This is a genomic window from Oleiagrimonas citrea (assembly GCF_012395255.1).
In the GTDB taxonomy this organism is placed as follows: domain Bacteria; phylum Pseudomonadota; class Gammaproteobacteria; order Xanthomonadales; family Rhodanobacteraceae; genus Oleiagrimonas; species Oleiagrimonas citrea.
The window spans coordinates 69,768-90,357 of the sequence record NZ_JAAZQD010000001.1 but is presented as its reverse complement, the minus strand read 5'-3'; the positions used below and the strand labels follow the sequence as shown (position 1 = coordinate 90,357).

Below are 20,590 nucleotides of genomic sequence, written 5' to 3'. Positions count from 1 at the left end.
GGTGAGCAGGGCTAGGAGTCGGTCTCCGTGGCGGCTCCCTGTCTCGCCATGCGCATCGCCTCATGAAGCGTCTTGCGCAGTTCGTCGTCGTCCCAGGGCTTGGTGAGGAAGCGATAGACTGCGCCGCCGTTGATTGCTTCGGTGACGACGCCCAGGTCCGCGTACCCACTCAGGATCATGCGAACAGTGTGCGGGTGAGTCTCCTTCACGCGCCCGAGGAATTCCGTGCCCTTGCCGTCGGGCATGCGGTGGTCGGAGACCACGACGTGGACGGGGTGCGTGCCGAGGATTTCGAAGGCTTCCTTGAACGTGGACGCCGTGAATATGCGGTAGCCATCGCGGCGCAGCAGGCGGGCGAGGGCGCGCAGCACGTTCTGTTCGTCGTCGACCAGCAGGATCGTGCCGCCCTGGTCGTCGCCCATTTCCTCGCGCGGCGCCAGTTCCGGACGACGCAGCATGGCCAGCATGGCTTCCGCCTTTACCGGCTTGCTGAAGAAATTGCCCTGCACGAATTCGCAGCCGTTGCGCTCCAGGAAAGCCAGTTGCACCGGCTTTTCCACGCCCTCGGCGACCACCGTGAAACCGAATTCGTGAGCCAGGCCGATCACCGCACGAGAGATGCGCGCGGCGCTGACGTCGTCCGGCACGGCCGCGACGAACGAGCGGTCGATCTTCAGCCGATTCACCGGCAGACGCTGAAGGTGACCAAGGCTGGACTGACCGATGCCGAAATCGTCCATGGCCAGCTTCACGCCGATCTTGCGCAACTCGCGCATCACGGACGTGACGTGCTCGACGTTGGTCATGATGACGTCTTCGGTGAATTCGAGTTCGAGCAATCGAGGGGGCAGGCGTGACCGATTCAAGGCTCGATTAACATCCTCGATCAACTGTTGCCCTCGCATCTGCAAACCCGAAACATTGACAGAAAGCGTGAAGTCGGCCACGCCTTGGTCCAGCCAGGCACGTGCCTGCATACAGGCATGGTTGAGGACCCACTTGCCTATTTCAGTGATCATGCCGAAATCCTCGGCAAGGGAAATGAAACGTTCCGGCATGACCAGACCCAACTCGGGACTCTGCCATCGAACCAGCGCTTCCATACCCACAATTTCACGCTTGCCCGCTTCGATGACGGGCTGATAGTGCAACTCCAACTCTCCACGCTGAACGGCGTCGCGCAAATGGGCGCCGATGCGCAGGCGTTCATCCAGCATGTCGCGTTGCTCCGGGCTAAACACGCGAATGCTGTCGCCACCGGTTTCCATTTTGGCTTCACGTGCCGCAACCGATGCTTGCTGCAACAATTCCTGCACGCTAGTTGCCGTATCGGGAAAGCCCGCCACGCCGACGCTGGCGGTCAAGCGCATGCTCAGCTCATCAATATGCACGGGTTCGCTGAGTGAATCGAGAAGGCGCTGCGCCAGTTCCCACTGGTCGGTGTCCGATTCGCGATCGATCACCGCAAGAATGAATTCATCTCCGGCAAAGCGACAGATCAGGTCGTTGCGACCCGTACATGCCACCAGACGCTCTCCGACCTTCTTTATCAATCGATCTCCAAAGTCGAATCCATAGGTCTCGTTGATGACGCCGAAGCGATCGACATCGATGTAGCACACCAGAATGCGGTAGCAATAGTGGATAGCCTGCGCCAGTTCCGCAGATAGGTTTTCTTCGAGAACATAGATGCGAGGCAGTCCTGATACGGTGTCATGCGTGGCTAGGTACTCACTCGCATGCTCGCTTTCAATCTGTCGACTCACATCCGAAGCGGTACATACAGCATGCGTCGCGTTGCCCGCGGCATCGGTGACGATGCGTAGATGCATTCGACACCAGATGATTTCGTCTGGATGGCGCTCATATCGACCGACGACTTCGGATACGGCATGCTTTGACTCAAGTCCCTCAAGGATTTCAGCAAAGGGTGATTCCTTGCTGAAGGCCTGCTCCCAGGCGATGCCTTCAAGTGCTTCGCGCGTTCGCCCATAAAGATGTTCGGCCGATGCATTCATGCTAGCGATCGGATATCCAGGCGTCGTCAGGTCAATGAGCATCAACGCAGCCGGATTGGACGCGAAACAACGTTCGAAAAGCTTTTCATTCACGCGATGCACCCTTTCGTGCAGTCCAATCAGGATGATTTATGCCGCACATTCCATCCGAGATTGCGCGGGCGGGTAGAATTGTAGCCATGGAGGACAGTATTTCGTCCAGTTGAAACGATCACGCTTTTGTCGATCAAGTGAGCCGGGCGAAACCGGTGCCGTCCAGTGGCTTGTTTGTCCTGAGAGGCCGTATGACAGGGCCGATGCATCAATGATGCTAGGTCGGAATACTGTCGAAGATGAGAGGGTGTAGGTGGGAACGTTACTCACGGAGCGATTGAACATCGAACTTCGTGATTTTCTTCCACTCGACTGATCTTGGGAGATCACAGTCAACTTGTCTTGCGCCTGGAAGAATGGTAGGGCGCGGGCTGGATGATCGGACGTTGCCTGGAAGTGAGCTACGTTTACCGCCATGGACATGACATCACTGATGCTCCATCAAATCCGGTAATTTTGATCAAGGCATGGCTTCCGCTCGTATGCCTTCAGATGAGAGATTCTCTGTCTCGCTCTCCGGACTCGGATAGGTAGCAAATCGGTGGATGCCCGGTGTAAGCAGTCCGATCACTGCTATTCCCGCGATCACGCATCCCGAAATATCCAGCAGCACCGTCAACGAATACTGGGAGATCAGTAGTCCTCCCAGAGCCATCGACACTGGAGTCATTCCTAGAACGGCGAACGTAACGATACCGAGGACGCGACCGCAAAGATTTTGCGGAACGCGTCCCTGAATCCAACTCAACCCCAGTACGCCACCGTAACTGGCGCAAAGGCCGATCAATGCCAGTGCGGGAGCAGCGCTCAAAAAACTTGTACTGTGTCCGAGGAGAAATATACCCACACCTGCCAGAAGGTCGGCCGAGAACATGGTCAATCCCAGATAGTGCTTGCCTGGCTTCGGCAACATGCCGCCGCAGGCAAATCCGAGCAGGGAACCGAGACCGTTGACTGCATAGAGCATGCCGTAGGAAAGCGCACCATCATGCAAGCGCTGCTCGGCAAGCAGAGGAATCACCGTAAGCAATGGGCCGATCGCAAAAAATCCGACGCATGCCATGTACATTGTCGCGATTCGAAGGCCGCGATCACGCCCGAGATATCGAAACCCATCGGTCAATCTGACTTGCGGTATTCCGCTTTCCGAGGACGGCGACTCTATTTTGATACGGGTCAACAGGAATAGGGCAAAAAAGATGGCGCAAGCATTGAAGGCAAATGCATTCGCGATGCTTGCCAGATCACCCGATCCAACATGAGCTCCGAATGTCGGCATGCCCCAGATCATAAGTCCCGCCAGCACCGGTGCGAAGAGCTGGATAAGTTGTTGGGACCCCATGAGCGCACTATTGGCTTGCTGTATCTGTGACCGGTTGACGACCTGGGGCAACAACGTTCGATTGGCTGGCAACGCAAAAGCGGTAAGCAGTCCGAACACGATGGCAAAACCGTACAAGTGGTGCAGTTGCAAGTGTCCTGTGTGAATGACAATGACCAGTGCGATGAGCGTCAGCATGAAGCCGGTCCGGCTTGCAAATAATACCGTGCGTGCTGAATAACGATCCGTCACACCGCCGCTGACCAGCATGAATGCCGCACGAGGCAAACTCTCGAGAGCCATGACAGTGCCCAATGCGAACGAATCGTGAGTCAGGGTCAGCACCAGCCAAGGCATTGCGACCAGTGTGAAATAGTCACCAAGGCAGGAAATGCCTGCGCTCGCCCATAGCCAGAGGTAGTTCCGGTTCTGGAACAGTCTCGAACTGGATTTGGCTTCAGATGTTTCGACGGTTGGCGTGGTATCGGAGGTGGTCATGCGAGAGTTCCTTGTGAACGGTCCGCGGGCGCCTTCGTGTCGGTGAACGGTTGTTGTGTGCGTTTGTGGTATCGCAGGAGGGTTGCCGTCATGGCGAGACCCAGTTCGAAGGCGCACGGTTCTTCCATGATCGAAAAATGATTGGCATCGAACGACTGCCTGATGATCGGTTTTTGTACCAATACCTGAATTTCATCGGCACGCTGCTCCTGGGATGTCGAGCCGAGATTCACGCTGCAACCGAAATAGTGCACGCATGCCTTGAGTCGGAAATTCGGCCTATGGAAGTCGATGCCGATCTGGTTCGCTGCCACCATGTAGTTGAAATAGTCGCTGGTAGAGATGGGCAGAAGATCCTCCCGTGGTGTCACATCGGGAAGGCTCGGATCGAATTCGCGCATCAATGCACACGCAGCCTGTGGAGATGCCTGCGCAAATGCCTCGAGGCCGCGGACTTTCAGATGCACCGGGACTTCGGTTCCCTTTGCGAGCATGCTGTCGATCAGCATGATCGCGGCGACATCAAGCCCTCTAGCTTCCAACCGGGCAGCGACCTCGAGCGCGAGGAGCCCGCCGCTGGACCATCCGGCAAGGTAGTAGGGACCTTCCGACTGCTCCTCGAGCAAGCGCGAGACATATTCGTCAGCCAATCGCTCGATCGAATGGATAGCCGGGACACGCTGTTGAGCCAACTCCTTCCGATGAAAACCATAGATCGGGATGTCCGGATCCAGATGACGGAGCATCGGGTGGTAGCAAAGGACATCGCCTCCCGCTGCGTGAAAGACGAACAAGGGCTTCAGGCTTCCGCCTTGACGAAGTCGCACGAGCGTATCGTCTGATTCAGGGCGGTTTTCCTCGATATGCGCGGCGAGAGCGCGGATGCTTGGTGCTTTGAACAGCGTGGCAATCGGAATAGCTTTTCCGATTTCTTCACGCAGCCGAGACATCAGCAGCACGGCCTTCAGGGAGTGTCCCCCAAGATCGAAAAAATTGGCCGTAACGCTGACTTGCTCCAGTTGCAGCACCTCTTTCCATAGATCCACGAGACGTTGTTCGAGATCGTTCGCAGGGGGCATGTAGGCTGAGTTCGCAAAGGCGCCGAGAGTCGGCGCAGGCAAAGCCCGGGCATCCAGCTTTCCGCTCACCGTCAATGGCAATGCTTCCATCACGACATAGGCTGACGGCAGCATGTAGGGAGGCAGGTGTTCACCCATGTACTCCCGTAACTGATCGATGGAAAGATCATTGTTTGCTCGCGGAACGACATAGGCCACGAGCTTGCGATTCTCCTCCCCCTGATCGGTGCGCACCAAGACGGCGACTTCGCGCACGCCAGGATGCTCCGCCAAAGTGGTTTCGATCTCGCCGAGTTCGATGCGAACGCCATTGAGCTTGATCTGAAAGTCTTGTCGCCCACGGAACTCCAGTTGACCTTCCGCTGTCCAGCGAGCACGATCTCCGGTCTTGTACATGCGCGTGCCACAGGGTGTCCGGAGGAATCTCTCGGCGGTTCGTTCGGGCTGGTTCAGATAACCTCGACCAACACATGCACCAATGACATAGACCTCACCGACCACCCCGTCGGGCACCGGTTGCATGGCTTCGTCCAGCACCTCGATCGATGTATTGGCCATCGGGCGACCGATCGGCGCAGTACGCCTCAGATCTCTGATCTGGTCGTAGTGCGTGCAATAGAACGTGATCTCTGTCGGACCATAGCTATTGACAAAGAGCGCTTCCGGGAGAAGTCGTTGGATGCGATGCAGCTCGCTTTCCTGCAAAGGTTCCACTCCTGTCCACAATCGACGCAAAGAGAGATCTGCGATGCACTGATCCGGGAAGTCCCGTAAACGGCGAACAATAAAGGGAGCGAGGAACGCTTGTGTGATCTGGTGATGACAGAGCCACTGAATGTAGGCCTTGACGTCGATCCGGATCTCTTCCGGCACCACATGAACTGCGCCCCCCATCGCAAGAGCCGTAAGAATCTCGAATACCGAAACATCGAAACCGAAGCTTGCCCACCAGGCTGAGGCAATCGGTTGATCGTCTTCGAGGAGAGGCCGGCAGGACTCCACCATGTTGAGCAGTGAGCCGTGCTCGATCATCACCCCCTTGGGAACTCCGGTCGATCCAGAGGTATAAATAACGTAGGCCAGGTGACCGCGCTCTAGTTCGCCCACTTCGGGATCGGCATCGCTGAACGATGCAAAACATGCCTCGTTGTCGAGCATCAGTCGAGGCGTTTCGCAGTGGGTCAGATGTTCTTGCAGATGACTCTGGGTCAGAATCACATCTGCATCGCAGTCACGAAGCATGCCCATGAGTCGGTCGGGCGGATGTGCCGGATCCAGCGGGACATATGCTCCTCCCGCCTTGAGCACCGCAAGGATGCCGACTACGGTCTCGATACTGCGATCAGTATGAATCGCGACGCGTCGATCCGGCCTCACGCCAAGATCGCGTAGCGCATGTGCAATCTGATTCGCACGACGGTTCAACGTGTCGTAATCGATACATCGCCCCTCTCTGCATACAGCCGATGCATTCGGGGCAGAGCGAGCCATGGAGGCAATGAGCTGATGTACACCGACGACTTCGGGCAAAGGCCGTACCGGGCCCTTTACTCGTTGCTGAGAACATGTACCTTTTTCAATCAGCGGCAGTTCCTGGATACGCTGTTCCGGCGCGGCAAGTATGTTCTGCAGAAGCACCACGAATGAGTCGGCGATGCGTACCATCGTCTCGGAACGGAAAAGGTCACAGTTGTAGTCCCAGATCGCTTCCAGCCCTTTCGGCGTCTCTCGCAAATTGAGCGTGAGATCGAACTTTGCGTAATGCGTACCGCTGCCATCCGCCATGTCCGTGACCTCGAGATCACCAAACGGAACGATGGCGTCGGCATTGTTCTCAAGCGCCAACATGACCTGGAAGAGGGGGCTGTGGCTGAGTGAACGTTGTGGCCGCAGACGGTCCACCAGCATTTCAAAGGGCAGGTCCTGATGCTGATACGCATCAAGCGCCATCACCTTGGCCGCACTCAACACATCGGTGAAACGGGGATTGCCCGATAAATCGTTGCGCAACACAAGCGAATTGACGAAAAAACCGATCAGGGGCGCCAGTCCTTCATGTCGCCGGTTCGCGATTGGCGTTCCCATCACGATATCCGTATCGCCACTCCAACGTGCCAGCAAAACGGCGAAGACCGCCTGGAACGTCATGAACAGCGTCGCGCCATGCGACCGGGCCAATTGCTTGAGGCCGTCTTGGATCGCTCTAGGCATCCGTTGTTTGTGAATGGCGCCCCGATGCCTCTGGAGCTCCGGCCTGGGGAAGTCCAGCGGCAGGTTGTGAACGGCCGGCAATTCGGCCAGTTGCCGCTCCCAGTACGACAGTTGCGCTTCTAAACGCTCTCCGCGCAGCCACTGCCGTTGCCAATATGCATAGTCGGCATATTGCAGCGACAAGTCGGGAAGCGCGCTCGTCTTCATGCCGACTTCAGCCTCGTACAATTCGGCCAACTCGCGCAGCAACACCGACATGGACCATCCGTCTGCAGCGATATGATGCAACGTAAGCAGTAGCACATGCTCCTCGTTGGCCAGATGCAGGAGTTGGACGCGGAAAGGCCGGTCCGAGCGGAGGTCGAACGGTTGTTCCGTCTCGGTACGCAAGCATCGACGAATAGCTTCCTCGCGTGCGGCGATGTCCAGCTCTCGGAGGTCATGCACAGGCATACACAAGTCGAAATCATCGATCAGTTTCGGCCTCGCTTCACCTTTCTCAGATACGAATGTGGTGCGCAGCACTTCGTGACGTTGGACGATGGCCTCCAATGCACGATGTAATGCATTGGCATGCAAAGTACCTTTCAGACGCAAAGCGCAAGGGATGTTGTATACCGCTCGGACCTCCTCCATCTGGTCGATGAACCACAGCCGCTGCTGGGCGAACGAGAGTACAGTGGGAACGCCGGTTGGGCGCGGTTGCAGGAAGGCATCAACTGTCGACGAGCTCCCCTTCCTCAGCGAGGCGATGATGGCAGCCTGGTCGCGCACGGTTTGTGCCTCGAAAAGCTGTCTGAGCGCCAAGTCGATGCCGTATTCGGCGGTCACTCTGTTGTGCAGACGGGTCAGCAGCAGTGAGTGTCCCCCCAAATCGAAGAAATTGGCTGTAACTCCGACTGGTCCGTGTCCCAGTAAATCTTCCCACTGAACGGCCAGCTCTTGTTCCAACGGTGTTTCAGGCGCTTCATAGGCTGTTGCGGGATGGATTGCATCGTCAGGATGGGGCAGGGCGGTGATATCCAGCTTGCCATTTGCGGTCACCGGTAATTGCGCCAGTTCCATATATGCCGTGGGCAGCATGTGCGATGGCAGTTGACTCTGAAGTCGGCGACGTACTTCTTCTATCCATGCATCACCGTTCGTGCGCGAACGATCCGGGACAAGATAGGCCACGAGCCGGGACGAACTACGGTCGTCGACATGCAAACGAACCACTGCGTTCTCCACACCGGGAGTCTGGCGAAGTTGAGCCTCGATTTCCCCCAGTTCGATCCGCTGGCCACGAATCTTGACCTGAAAATCATTGCGTCCAAGGTATTCGATCGTGTCATCGCTACGTAACCGGCCCAAGTCGCCGGTCCGATACATGCGCGCACCGGGCAGTTTGCTGAACGGATCGGGCACAAACCGTTCGGCAGTAAGCTCGGGACGACCGAGATATCCTCGTGCAACTTGAACGCCTCCAATGTGAATTTCTCCACCCATGCCGCGTGGGACCGGGCGGTCCATCGGGTCGAGAATGTAGATGCATACATTCCCGCCGGGGTAACCGATCGGGGAGATCGAAGAGGGTGAAGGTACTCCCGGACAACTCCACGCTGTCACGTTGATGGCCGCTTCGGTAGGGCCGTAGAAGTTGTACAGCGAGGCATCGGGGAGCATCTCGCGGCAGCGTTTCGCAAGACTCCCAGACAGTGCTTCCCCGCCACTGAAGATATGCCTAAGACTTTGGCATTTAGATAAATCCGGATGATCGAGAAAGACCTGCAACATCGACGGCACGAAACTGATTGCAGTGATCTTCTCGCGGGCAATAACTTCGATTAGATAGGTCGGATCCTTATGCCCGTCGGGTCGCGCCTGCACCAAGCAGGCTCCGGCCAGCAAGGTCGAGAAAATTTCGCGTACGGAGACGTCGAAACCGATAGGCGTTTTCTGCAATACGCGGTCGGAGGACGAATATGGATAGTCTTCTTGGAGTCTGAAAAGACGATTGACTACCGCACGGTGCGTGTTCATCACTCCTTTCGGATGCCCCGTCGAACCCGACGTATAGATGACGTATGCCAGATGATCCGGAGTCGTACCACTTTCCGCGAGAGTGGGGGCATCCTCATTTTCGTTCGCCCAGTTCGATGCATCGGTATCGACGTTCAGCAGTGTGGCTGCCGGACGGCCCGTCCCCGGATTGGGCCAGGCTTCCTGAATTGCCACGCGTGTCGAGTTGCAGCACAGAACGATCCTCGGCTCGCTGTCCGCAAGCAAAAAACGTAAACGTTCGCGAGGCTGATCGGGTTCCAGTGGTACGTAGGTACCGCCGGACTTGAGTATGGCCAACAGACCGACCAGGAGAGCAGGGCTGCGCTCAAGTACCACAGCAATGGGCATCTCGGGGCCGGCGCCTAATCGATTCAGGTGGTGTGCCAGACGGTTGGCGCGTCGATTGAGTTCTGCATAACTCCAGACTTCGCCAGCCTGAATCAAAGCTGGTGCATCCGGTTGTCGTGCAACCTGACGCTCAAAGAGCGTGTGGAGACACGTTTCCTCCAGCGGCCTGGTTTCAGACTCAGTCAGGGCCAGAACCTGAGCTTCTGCGACCTGGTCGAGCAATGGAAGCTCTTGGATGAGCTGTGAGGGATCCTGTGCCACGGCCTCCAGTAGAATCTCGAACGATTTGCCGAGACTCGCAATGGTTTCGACATCGAAGAGTTCGCGGCTGTGGTCCCAGCAGACAACCAAGCCATCTGCAGCTTCTTGCAGGCTGAGACTGATGTCGAATTTGGCATTGATTGCATCCGGAACGATTGCCTCAGTACGGATTCCTGGAAGATCCAGTGCATGGTTCTCGTCGATATCCTGGAGAGAGAACATGATCTGGAACACTGGAGGCAGACTCAGGCTGCGTGGCGGATTCAGTTCCTCCACCAGCATGTCGAACGGAAGATGCTGATGGTCGTATGCGTCGAGTGCCGTGGCTTTTGCCTGTTTCAAGACATCTGTGAAAGACATGTCATTCGCCAGCCTGAGACGAAGCACAAGCGTATTGGCGAAAAAGCCGATCAGCGGGGTCAATTCGGGACGAGGCCGATTGGCAACGGGAGTCCCGATGAGTACGTCATCGCAAGCGCTCCAGCGAGCAATCAAGACAGCAAAAGCGGCTTGCATCGTCATGAACAGCGTAGTGCCACAGTCGCGGCTCACTGCGCGCAATGCGTTATGCAGTGTTGCGGAAAGGCGGTGCCGCCATGAATGGCCCTCTCGCAGAGGGCGCGCCGGTCGAGGCCGGTCAAGCGGGAGACTGTGCGATGCGGGAGCTGCGGCCAATTGCTCGCGCCAGTAGGCCAACATCTTTTGCAGACGTTCGCCATGCAACCACTCTCGCTGCCATACCGCATAATCCGCGTATTGGAGCGGGAGAGGCGGGAGCGGATCGGCATGCCCTTCGTGGAACGCGGCATACAAGGTTGAAAGTTCTTGCAGAAGGTTCTCTACTGACCAACCGTCACTGGCGATATGGTGCAAGACGAGCATCAACACGTGCGCGTCAGGAGCGAGCCTGAAAAGTTCCGCGCGCAATGGTATCTCGCTCGATAGATCAAACGGCTTTACCAGACTCTGACGCAACCGAGACAGTACAGCCCGCTCCTGTTCATCGGCATTCAGTGCTTCGAGACTTTGCGCAACCAACGACAGATTGTCCGCGGCATCAACCCGCGCGATGGGCTCGCCTTCTTGCATGGCAATCACTGTGCGCAGACTATCGTGACGCATGACGACCCGAAGCAATGCGCGTTCCAGCGCGCCTTCGTCGAGCACACCGTTTAGTCGATGAATGACGGGAATGGCGTAGTTGCCACTCGATTCAGTCAACTGATCGACGAACCATAGACGCTGTTGAGTCGGTGATAGCCGCGAGGATCCTGATACCCGTTTCTTCAGCGCAGGCGCTGGGCTGTTTGCGGCGCCGGCACCTTGATTCAGAAATGCGATGAAGTCCGCTTTGCGCTCGGATATGAGCCGGCGTCGTTCGGGTGTCAGTGCACCTTCACTGGTCTTACATACGAGCTTTCCATTACGTACGGCGAGATAGATGCCTTCGGCGGCAAGTTCTTCGGTGAGCTGTTCAATGTGCATGAGACTGAAAGTGTCCGTGGGTTCACGTCATGGCGAAGAGTTGCGCGTTGCACAGCGATCGCAGTTCGGTCGGCGCTATTTCGATTTCGATGCGTGGAACACCGCTTCCGGTCAGCACAGTCGGAAGATTCATCAATGATTCATCCATGAGCACTGGAATGTCGTTCACGGCTATCGGGGTGACCGAAGTCGGTGGATAGCCGACATGCCGCTTCAGCTCCGAAAGCGAAGCGAGTTCTAATCGTTTGGTGTCCAAGCGTCTTGCCAGGTCCTGCAAATCGACACGTTTATTGATGCTGCAGACCAGCAGATAAAAGTGCTCGCCATCGCGGCACTTCACAAACAAGGTCTTTGTGATGCGTTCAATGTCGTAGTCGAGCCAGCGTGCAAAGTCTCGAGGCTTGCGGATACGGTGAGGACAATCATCATGGCGATGAACTCGATACGTCATGGAGACTGCGTCCAACGTCTCCATGACCCTCGGAGCAGCCTGTTTACATGCGGCTCCCGACGTACTGGACAGCCCGAACTGCTGCGCGGCCTCTTCAAATTGCGCGCGAAATCTTTCCGGTACCGCGTTGCCGTAGATCTTCACGTACTCACCGAACAATTCGGCGTTGCCTTTCAGGAACAGGATGTCCGTGGGCACCATGTGACGGATACCAAGCAATGGAACCGGGCTGTACAAGGGGCGGAACTCCTCGTTCCACAAGCCTCGTTTGTCGGGTGGGCCTGCGTGAAACTCACCCACCATCAGGCCGTTTGGCACAAAGTGCGGCGCGAGTTCTGCCTGCGCTCTTTCGATCAGGTTCTCTGAAAGATTGGGAAAGAGAACCAGGAGTGACTTGAATTGCGCCTCGTTTCCCGCAGTCGGTCGCAATGCGATAAATCGCTCCATTTCCCTCAACATGATCGCTTTGACCGCGTCGATATCGAGCCCGCTCTGTTCATGGACCGCGCCGAACAGAAGCTGCTTCTGAAGCGAACCTGGAACGAACGGGCACATCGGTCCACTGCGTCCCAGTTCAGCATGAGGGCAACAAAGGTAGCTCGTTGCCCAAGCGTTAATCTGATTCAGCGCGGGATGGTTCGCTTCGACGAGCGCCTCGGGCGCTATTGGCCACATCTTCGGCATCTGCTCGTCGAACTTCCTGCCTACAAGTTCATAGCCCATGAGAAGTCCTTGTTGAAGGGCAAGATCGCGATTTCGTCGGCATACAGCTTTTCAAGTAATCGCCGGCTCGCCCCTTGGTGTCTGTGCTATGCGAGAAACATCGACATAACCCCGTCCTAGCGTCGCGCCCGGTCATCGGCCGAAACGTTCCGGCTCCCGCCATGTGGCATGGCGGGATCAGGAGGCGAACGGTTGGATCGGGAACGGTCAGGCTTCGGACATCAAGCGCCTATCCGCAACACCTTCGCGCACGAATCAAGCGGTCGATGTTTTCGCGTAGACGCTGCAAGTGCTCTAGGCGCTCAATCGGATCCGGCCATCGCAAGGCGGTCGTTTTCCACCGCGTCGAACAGTGCCCGGATATTTCCACTACCGAAGCCCCGTGCGTTCTTCCTCTGAATGACCTCGAAGAAAAGCGTCTGTCGCTCGTGCATCGAGCGAGTGAAAACCTGTAATAGGTATCCCCATTGGTCGCGGTCCACCAGCACGCTCAGGTCGCGCAGATCGTCGACGTTTTCGTCGATCGCTCCTACTCGATCGGGCAACATGTCGTAGTACTTGCCCGGAGTAGGCATCACTTCGACCCGATTCTGTTGAAGTTCGCGCAAGGTATGCACGATGTCGTCGGTAAGGAAAGCGAGGTGATAGACACCCGCACCACGGTAGAGCTCAAGGAATTCTGCGATCGGCCCCGTCTGATTTGTCGCAAGCGGTTCCTGAAGAGGGAATTTGATCGGGCCACATTGAACGACTCGAGCATTCATGCCGCTGCGCTCGCTGTACACGACTTCACGGTGTCCATCCTCGAAATCAAGTACACGTTTGTAGTATTCCGCGACTTCGTCGAGAGTGCCCGTACGAAGGCACATGGCGACATGGTCGAGTGCATCGAACATCAACGGTCCGGACTCACCGGAAGACGTCACCGCGCGGTAACAGTCCGGCAGTGAATCCAGAAAACCCGCATCCGATTGGAACAATGTATGAACGACGTCGTCGAAACCGCTGATCGTGGCGCGCACCACTGACGCACTGCTGGATGCCGGACGCGACGGTTCCATGATTGACGCAGCGCCACGCGCCACTGCACGATCGTGGATTGCCTGTGCATCGTCCACGGTAAAGGCGATGTCGCGAACACCGTCTCCATGTAACGCGACAAAATCGGCGACGGCGCCTTCTGAACCCGTCGCCGAAGTTACCACCATGTGCGCATCGCCCTGGGTCAGAACGACGGAATGATGACCATCGAGCCCGGTCTCAGGTCCGGCTTCCGCCGCTCGCCTGAAACCGAACGCTTCCTGATAAAGATTGGCAACCGAGAAAGCATCCTCGACCCACAGTTCAACGTATTCAACATCACGCAAGCCAGCCATCGTATTTCCCCCTCATGTTTGCTGGTAACGGTTGATCCAGAAGAAACCTCATGTCCTATTCGAAATCATGCGCGACACCTTTCTTCCTCTGACACAGACTGTCTGTTGTCTCAAAGGAGCATCGTGCCGTTGCATTTGTGCCCCATGACCTTCGTGCACCTGTCCGAATTCAAAATTCGATGACGTCAGAAAGATCCGATTCGGTGAAACGCTGCGCGGCAAGCTTCGCCTTTTCGTGTCGATGGATCGCCTCGGCAAGCGCTTGGATGGTCGGAGCAGCGAAGAACGCTTTGAGCTCAAGCTCGTAATCGAATCTCTCTCGCAAACTGTTGGCCAAGCGCAATGCCAGCAGCGAGTGCCCCCCTTTCGCGAAGAAGTCGCAGGTAATGCCGATATGCGGCTGTTTGAGCAGTTCCTCCCAGAGTTCGACCAGTTGCCGCTGCAAATCATTCTCAGCTTCCTGCACAACGCTTTCGGCCTCCTCGTCCCCGGGGGCCGGCAGGGCGCTTCGATCGAGCTTTCCGTTGGCGTTTTGCGGCAATTCGTCCAAGAGCACGTACGCAGAAGGAAGCATGTGGGAAGGCAATTGGGAGGTCAGGTGCATCCGCAACGAGGAGAGCAGCGTCTCTCTCGATGCGGGAGACTGTTCGGGCACGAGATAGGCCACCAGGCGCAGATCATCTCCATTGCCCCGTGCCAGCACCACCGCTTGTCGGACACCTTTGAATTTCCGGAGCTGTGCTTCGATATCTCCGAGTTCCACGCGTTGCCCGCGGATCTTTATCTGGAAATCGTTGCGTCCGAGATGCTCGATGCTTCCATCCGGAAGCTGTCGTCCGAGATCGCCCGTTCGGCACATGCGTGCACCGGTTTCCGGGTGAAAAGGGTCCTCAACGAAGCGCTCTGCATCCAGGTTGGGACGACGCCAATATCCCCTGGCAACCTGACATCCACCGACATGAATCTCGCCACGCACACCGCGAGGAACCGGACGCCCGAGTTCATCGAGGATGTAAATACGTGTGTTGGCGCCCGGGGTGCCGATCGGCACCCTGTCCGGTATCACATTGTTGGTGCAGTCCCAGCTCGTGGAGAGTACGGCCGTCTCACTGGAACCATACAGATGCGTGAGATCTGCATTGGGAAGTTGTTCGCGACAGCGGCGTGCGAGCGCCCCTGGGAGTGGTTCGCCGCCGGAGAGAATATGACGAACAGACGTGCAATTCCGCGCACTCGGGTGATCCAGATATGCCTGGAGCATCGAGGGGACGAAAAATAGGGTGGTTACGCCTTCACGTGCGATCAAGTCGCACAGATAACCCGGGTCTCTGTGCCCCTGTCCCTCGCTGAGCACAAGCTGCGAGCCAGCAAGAAGAGGCCAGAATATTTCGAACACCGATGCGCCGAATCCGATGGCGGCTGTTTGTAGAAACTTATCCTGCGCATTCAGTTCATGCGCCTCCTGCAACCATAGGAGGCGATTGACGATGGCGCGATGCTCGTTCATCACCCCCTTCGGCTTCCCTGTAGATCCGGAGGTATAGATGATGTAGGCGATGTGTGACGAGACTAGGCCGATATCCCGCAATGGAAGATTCGTCTCGTTTTCACCCGACCATGCATCGTGATCCGAGTCCAGGTCGACCACATGTGTATGAGACAAATGGGCGCTCTCGGAAAGCGCGGCCTCAATTTGTCGTCGCGTGGCTCGATCGACCAGCACAGCTACGGGATCACTGTCGGCCAGCATGGTTGCCAGACGGACTTCCGGATATTCGGCATCCAACGGGACATAGGCACCACCCGACTTGAGGATGGCGAACAGGCCAATGACCAGAGCCGGGCCACGTTCCATGGCAATGGCCACGGGCGTGTCCGGGCCGACTCCCAGACCGCGCAGGTAATGTGCAAGACGATTGGCCTCGCGATTGAGTTGAGCGTAGCTAAGCGTAGTGTCGCCATGAATGACGGCCGTTACGTCAGGAGTCCGCTCGACATGACGTTCGATCAGCGAATGCAGACAATCTTCGGTCGGATAGGGTCGATCGGTTTCGTTGCCTAGAGCTAGTACACGATCGCGACCCGCCGCGTCGAGCAACGGCAGCTGTTGCACATGTCTGTCCGGCGTGTCGAGGATGGCTTCGAGAAGTACGCGATACGACGAGGCCATCTGATCTATGGTTTCGGCATCAAACAGGTCGACGTTGTATTCCCACTCGGCCAGCATGTTCTCGCCATTCGGCTGCAGATTGAGCGCGAGGTCGAACTTGGCAAAGCGCTCTCTGAACGGAATAGGATTCACATCCAGGCCCGGCAGGATCATTTCTCCAGCATCGGTGTTCTGCAGCGCGAATAGAACCTGGAATAGTGGGGTATAAGAAGCGTTACGCGCGGGATTCAATCGTTCTACGAGCAACTCAAACGGTAGATCCTGATGCTCGTACGCATCCAACGCAAAAGCCCGTGTGCGCTCGAGAAGCTGCAGAAATGTGGGATTTCCAGACAGATCGCTCCGGAAGACCAAGGTGTTGATGAATAGACCCACCAACGGAACCAGGGCTTCATCTCTGCGATTGGCGACGGGGGTCCCCATGACGATATCGCTCTCCCCGCTGTAGCGAGACAGAAGCAGGGCGAACGCGCTGTTCAGCACCATGAACAAAGTGGCGTCATGCGTCTGAGCGAACTGCCTCAGACGTGAAATCAGATCGACAGGAAGAACCTGTTCATATACGGCGCCTTCATAAGTCTGGATGAGCGGGCGGGGTCGATCCAGAGGCAAAGCGTGCAACAGGGGAAGGTCATGCAGCCGCTCCCGCCAGAATGCGAGCTGTGCCTCCAGCGCATTCTCGTCCAACCATTTACGCTGCCATTGGGCATAGTCGGTGTATTGCAATGCCAGCGTGGGCAGCGACGCCGGCGTTCCTCGCGCGAATGACTTGTACAGAGACGCCAGCTCACGTTGCAGAATGCCCATCGACCATGCGTCCGCTGCGATATGGTGCAACGTCATGACTAGCCAGTGTCGGTGGGTATCCAGGCACAAAAGCTGGACGCGGAAGGGAACGTCGCGGGTCAGATCGAATGGACGCAGGGCCTCAGCATGAAGGCGGCGCTCCGCTTCACTCTTGCGCTCAACCGTGTCGAGTTCGCGAAGATCGTGCACTGGCAGCTCAAATCTCGACGGTTCCAGAATGATCTGCCGTGCTTCGCCGTCCATCTCATCGAATACCGTGCGCAATATTGCATGGCGAGCGACGAGTCTGGATAGCGCCGCGTGCAACACGTCGATATCCAGCTTTCCATCAATGCTGAATCGATGCGGGATGTGATACTGCGCGCTCTGGCTGTCCAGACGATGGATGAACCACAGTCGCTGCTGCGCGTGCGACAGGGGCGCGTGATCGCATTTCCCGTATGTCGCGATGGGCGGCAAAACGGAATGCGGTGCGGGGGGAGCTGCCGCATCGTCATCATGTGTCGGTGAGACGTTCAGTCGTTGCGCAAGCTGACGCACTGTCGGAGCCTCGAAGACCTCACGCAGTGATAGGTTTCCGCCTAGTTCAGCGCGTAGCCGGTTTTGAAGGCGGGTGGCAAGTAGTGAGTTTCCACCGATATCGAAAAAGTTATCGTCGATACTGATGCGGTCAAGCCTAAGCAGGTCTCGCCAAACAGCCAGAACGGAGAATTCGGTGGTGGAAGTCGCTTCCGCGAAGGGTCTCGCGGTGTATGCGTTTCGATCAGGAACCGGCAATGCTTTCAGGTCGAGCTTGCCGTTCTGCGTCAATGGCCACTGCGACACGATGACGAAAGCTGCCGGCACCATGTAGGCGGGAAGGTTCTCCTGCAGGCGATCTCGCCACGCCCCTCGTGAATCCTCCGTTGCCATGACATAAGCGACAATCTGCTTGTCTCTATTGGAGGCCTTCTGCACAAGCACACGAGCGTCTTGAACGTTCGGGCAAGCACGAAGCTGGCTTTCGATTTCTCCCAACTCGATGCGGAAGCCACGTATTTTCACCTGCTGGTCACGGCGTCCCATGAAATGCAGAAGAGCGGTTCCACTGGACGCGGAAACTTTCCAGCATGCGAGGTCACCGGTTCGGTACCAGTGTGCCGAGATCGCAAGCTCCGGATCGGCCGCAGGGAATTTCTCGGCGGTCAACTCGGGACGTCCGAGATAGCCACGAGCCACCCCCTGGCCGGCGGCATAGAGTTCGCCCACGACGCCAGGAGGTTGGGGCTGGCCCGAATCATTCAGTACCAGAAGCTGAGTTCCGGGAACCGGGAGTCCGATCGGTACGGGAGCGGGCACAGAGCGGGGAATCGGATAATAGCTGCTCAGGACGCCGTTCTCGGTCGGGCCATAATGGTTGATGATGATGACCTTCTCATCGAGTGCATATAGACGCTCGACAGTGGCTTCGGAGAGAGCTTCTCCACCGACCACGATGCGCCTCAGGCCTGTATTGCTCCGCAGTTGTTCGCTCCAGAGGTCAAGCAGCGAAGCGGGCATCGAAAGCGTGTTGATGCCCTTCTCAACGATGAGTTCGCCCAAGGTGGATAGATCAAGCGCCTGGCTGGGGTGAAGTACCAGCTGGCCGCCACAGCACAATGGCCCCCATGTCTCCAGTACCGAGGCGTCGAAAGCGACATTAATGCTTTGCAACATGACGGTTTCATGGTCATACCCCATGGCCTCGGGGGAACCGAGAAGGCGGCTCACCGCGCGATGCTCTACCAGCACTCCCTTGGGCTCGCCCGTTGAGCCCGAGGTGTAGATGGCGTAGGCCAAAGCATGAGGATCGAACGCCGTTGCCGAGAGTGTCGCTGCGGAGGCGATGCGTTCTCTTGTGTCCGGTTCATCCAGGCACAGCACACATGCACCGATGTCAGCGAAATGAGCAGCACGCGATGATTCGGTCAGTACATGACGAATGTTGGCATCGTTGACGATATAGCCGTGCCGTGTTTCCGGTTGTTCCGGATCTAGCGGAACATATGCAACACCCGCCTTCCATGCTGCGAGCACGGATACCACGAAATCCGGTGTTCGCGGCAGACAGAGGCCGATGATCTCACCCGCCAGCACCCCCTCTGACTGCAAGAATCCAGCAAGTCGATTTGCACGCTCATTCAGATCGCTGTAGGTGAGAGAACACTGGTGATGGCGCAGCGCGACAGCATCTGGCTGCGCCAAAGCTGTTTGCTCAAACAGACGATGTAGGCATTCATCGGGAATATCCGGAGCATTCTGTGGCATCGACCAGGAGAGCCATTCTTGACGCTCGCTCATGCTCATCAATGGCAACCGATCCGCAGCGATATCCGGGTCTTGGAGTGCTCCAGCCAACATCACTAGGAAGTGATCGAACATTTGCTGGGCTGTTTTCGGGTCGAAAAGATCGCAGCTGTATACGAGCGAAAGAACGGTTTCATCCTGCAGAAAATCGAGCACCATCGAGACATCGAAGCGTGCTTTGTCCAGGGCCAACTCACCGCAGTAGCTCATCCGCAGCGATGGGGACAGCGCCACTTTCGGTCGTGCGTTCTGCACCGCGAGCATGGCCTGAAACACCGGGGAATGAGAGAGCTCTTTGCCGGCATCAAGTTCACCGGCCACCTCACCGAATGGAAATTCAGCATGTGGATATGCACGCAAACACAATGCCCGGGCCTGATGCAACAACTCCTTGAACGTGGCGCGACCATCCACTTCCATGCGAAAAGCAAGCGTATTGACGAAGAACCCAATGAGACCTTGAGTGTCCTGATCACCGCGTAGTGCGAATGGGCTGCCGATGACGACTTCATGTTGATTTGCGTATCGGCACAACCAGATCGAATAGGCCGTTAGCATCACCATGAAAGGAGTCACGCGCTCGCGCTTGCAAGTGGCCTCGAGTGCAGCGACAAGCTTGCCGTCTAGGGAACGCTCGAGCGTATTGCCGCGGAAGCTCTGCACAGGCGGGCGCGGTCGATCTGCCGGCAGCGTCAGAACAGGGAGTTCGTGTCCGAGCGCTGTGCGCCAATATGTGGCCATCTGCTCCTTGCGGTCGGCCGATATACGCATTCGTTCAGCTTGCGCAACGTCCGCGAATTGTCGAGTCAGGCTCGGAAGAGGGGACGGGCAGTTTGCGAGGAATGCCGGGTATAGCCGTTCCAGTTCCTGAAGCAGGATATCGATGGAGGCGCCATCGAAAATAATATGGTGAACAGTCAGCAGGAATTCGTGATGGTTCTCGGCAAGGCGGTACAGAGCGGCTCGGAGCAGGGGCGGGCGCTCTAGATCGAAAGGACGCGCAGCCACCGCTCGTTGTTCGCATCGCATGTTCTCGACCGCATTCGGCTGCGACCTCATGTCGTGGAACGACCACTCGAATGTGGGCCCTGTGACTTTACGAAGACTACCGTCATTAGTGGAAAAGCCCGTGCGCAGTATTTCGTGCCGGCGCACAATTTCCCGAAAAGCTTCTTCGAAGACCGATACATCGAGTGGCCCCTCGAGCGAGAAGCGCATCGATGCGTTGTACAAAGTCTTGTCATCAACCAACTTGTCGATGATCCACAGACGTTCTTGTGCATACGAGAGTCGATCCGTCGAGACCGCCGTGTCTTTTCGATCGGCGAGACGGGCTTCGTTTTCAGCCATCAACGTACTGCTCCTTGGTTCTCGTTGACCA

General features: G+C 56.9%; 6 protein-coding genes. All 6 read right to left on the bottom strand.

Features of this window, described 5'->3' with window-relative positions:
• Nucleotides 1–11: 11 nt before the first annotated feature.
• The 6 genes from HF690_RS00285 to HF690_RS00260 all read right to left on the bottom strand — a co-directional run bounded on the left by HF690_RS00285 (nt 12) and on the right by HF690_RS00260 (nt 20,559).
• The gene (locus HF690_RS00285; protein ID WP_168608066.1) at nt 12–2,111 is read right to left on the bottom strand and encodes an EAL domain-containing protein; all 2,100 of its coding nucleotides are present in this window, start codon (nt 2,109–2,111) and stop codon (nt 12–14) included.
• A 460-nt stretch (nt 2,112–2,571) separates the two neighbouring features.
• Entirely contained in the window at nt 2,572–3,930 is a 1,359-nt protein-coding gene (locus HF690_RS00280; RefSeq protein ID WP_168608065.1) for an MFS transporter, read from the bottom strand.
• Entirely contained in the window at nt 3,927–11,357 is a 7,431-nt protein-coding gene (locus tag HF690_RS00275; protein ID WP_168608064.1) for a non-ribosomal peptide synthetase, read from the bottom strand. The genes HF690_RS00280 and HF690_RS00275 overlap by 4 nt, the downstream gene beginning before the upstream one ends.
• Nucleotides 11,358–11,379: 22 nt before the next feature.
• Nucleotides 11,380–12,531 carry an aminoacyl-tRNA deacylase gene (locus tag HF690_RS00270; RefSeq protein WP_168608063.1) on the bottom strand — a complete coding sequence of 384 codons (1,152 nt, stop codon included), beginning with the start codon at nt 12,529–12,531 and terminating at the stop codon, nt 11,380–11,382.
• A 302-nt stretch (nt 12,532–12,833) separates the two neighbouring features.
• Nucleotides 12,834–13,907: a 4-hydroxyphenylpyruvate dioxygenase gene (gene hppD, locus HF690_RS00265; RefSeq protein WP_168608062.1), complete on the bottom strand. Its 1,074-nt coding sequence runs from the start codon at nt 13,905–13,907 to the stop codon at nt 12,834–12,836.
• Nucleotides 13,908–14,076: 169 nt separating this feature from the next.
• Nucleotides 14,077–20,559 (bottom strand): non-ribosomal peptide synthetase, encoded by a 6,483-nt coding sequence (locus HF690_RS00260; protein WP_168608061.1) that lies wholly within the window; start codon nt 20,557–20,559, stop codon nt 14,077–14,079.
• Nucleotides 20,560–20,590: the final 31 nt, after the last annotated feature.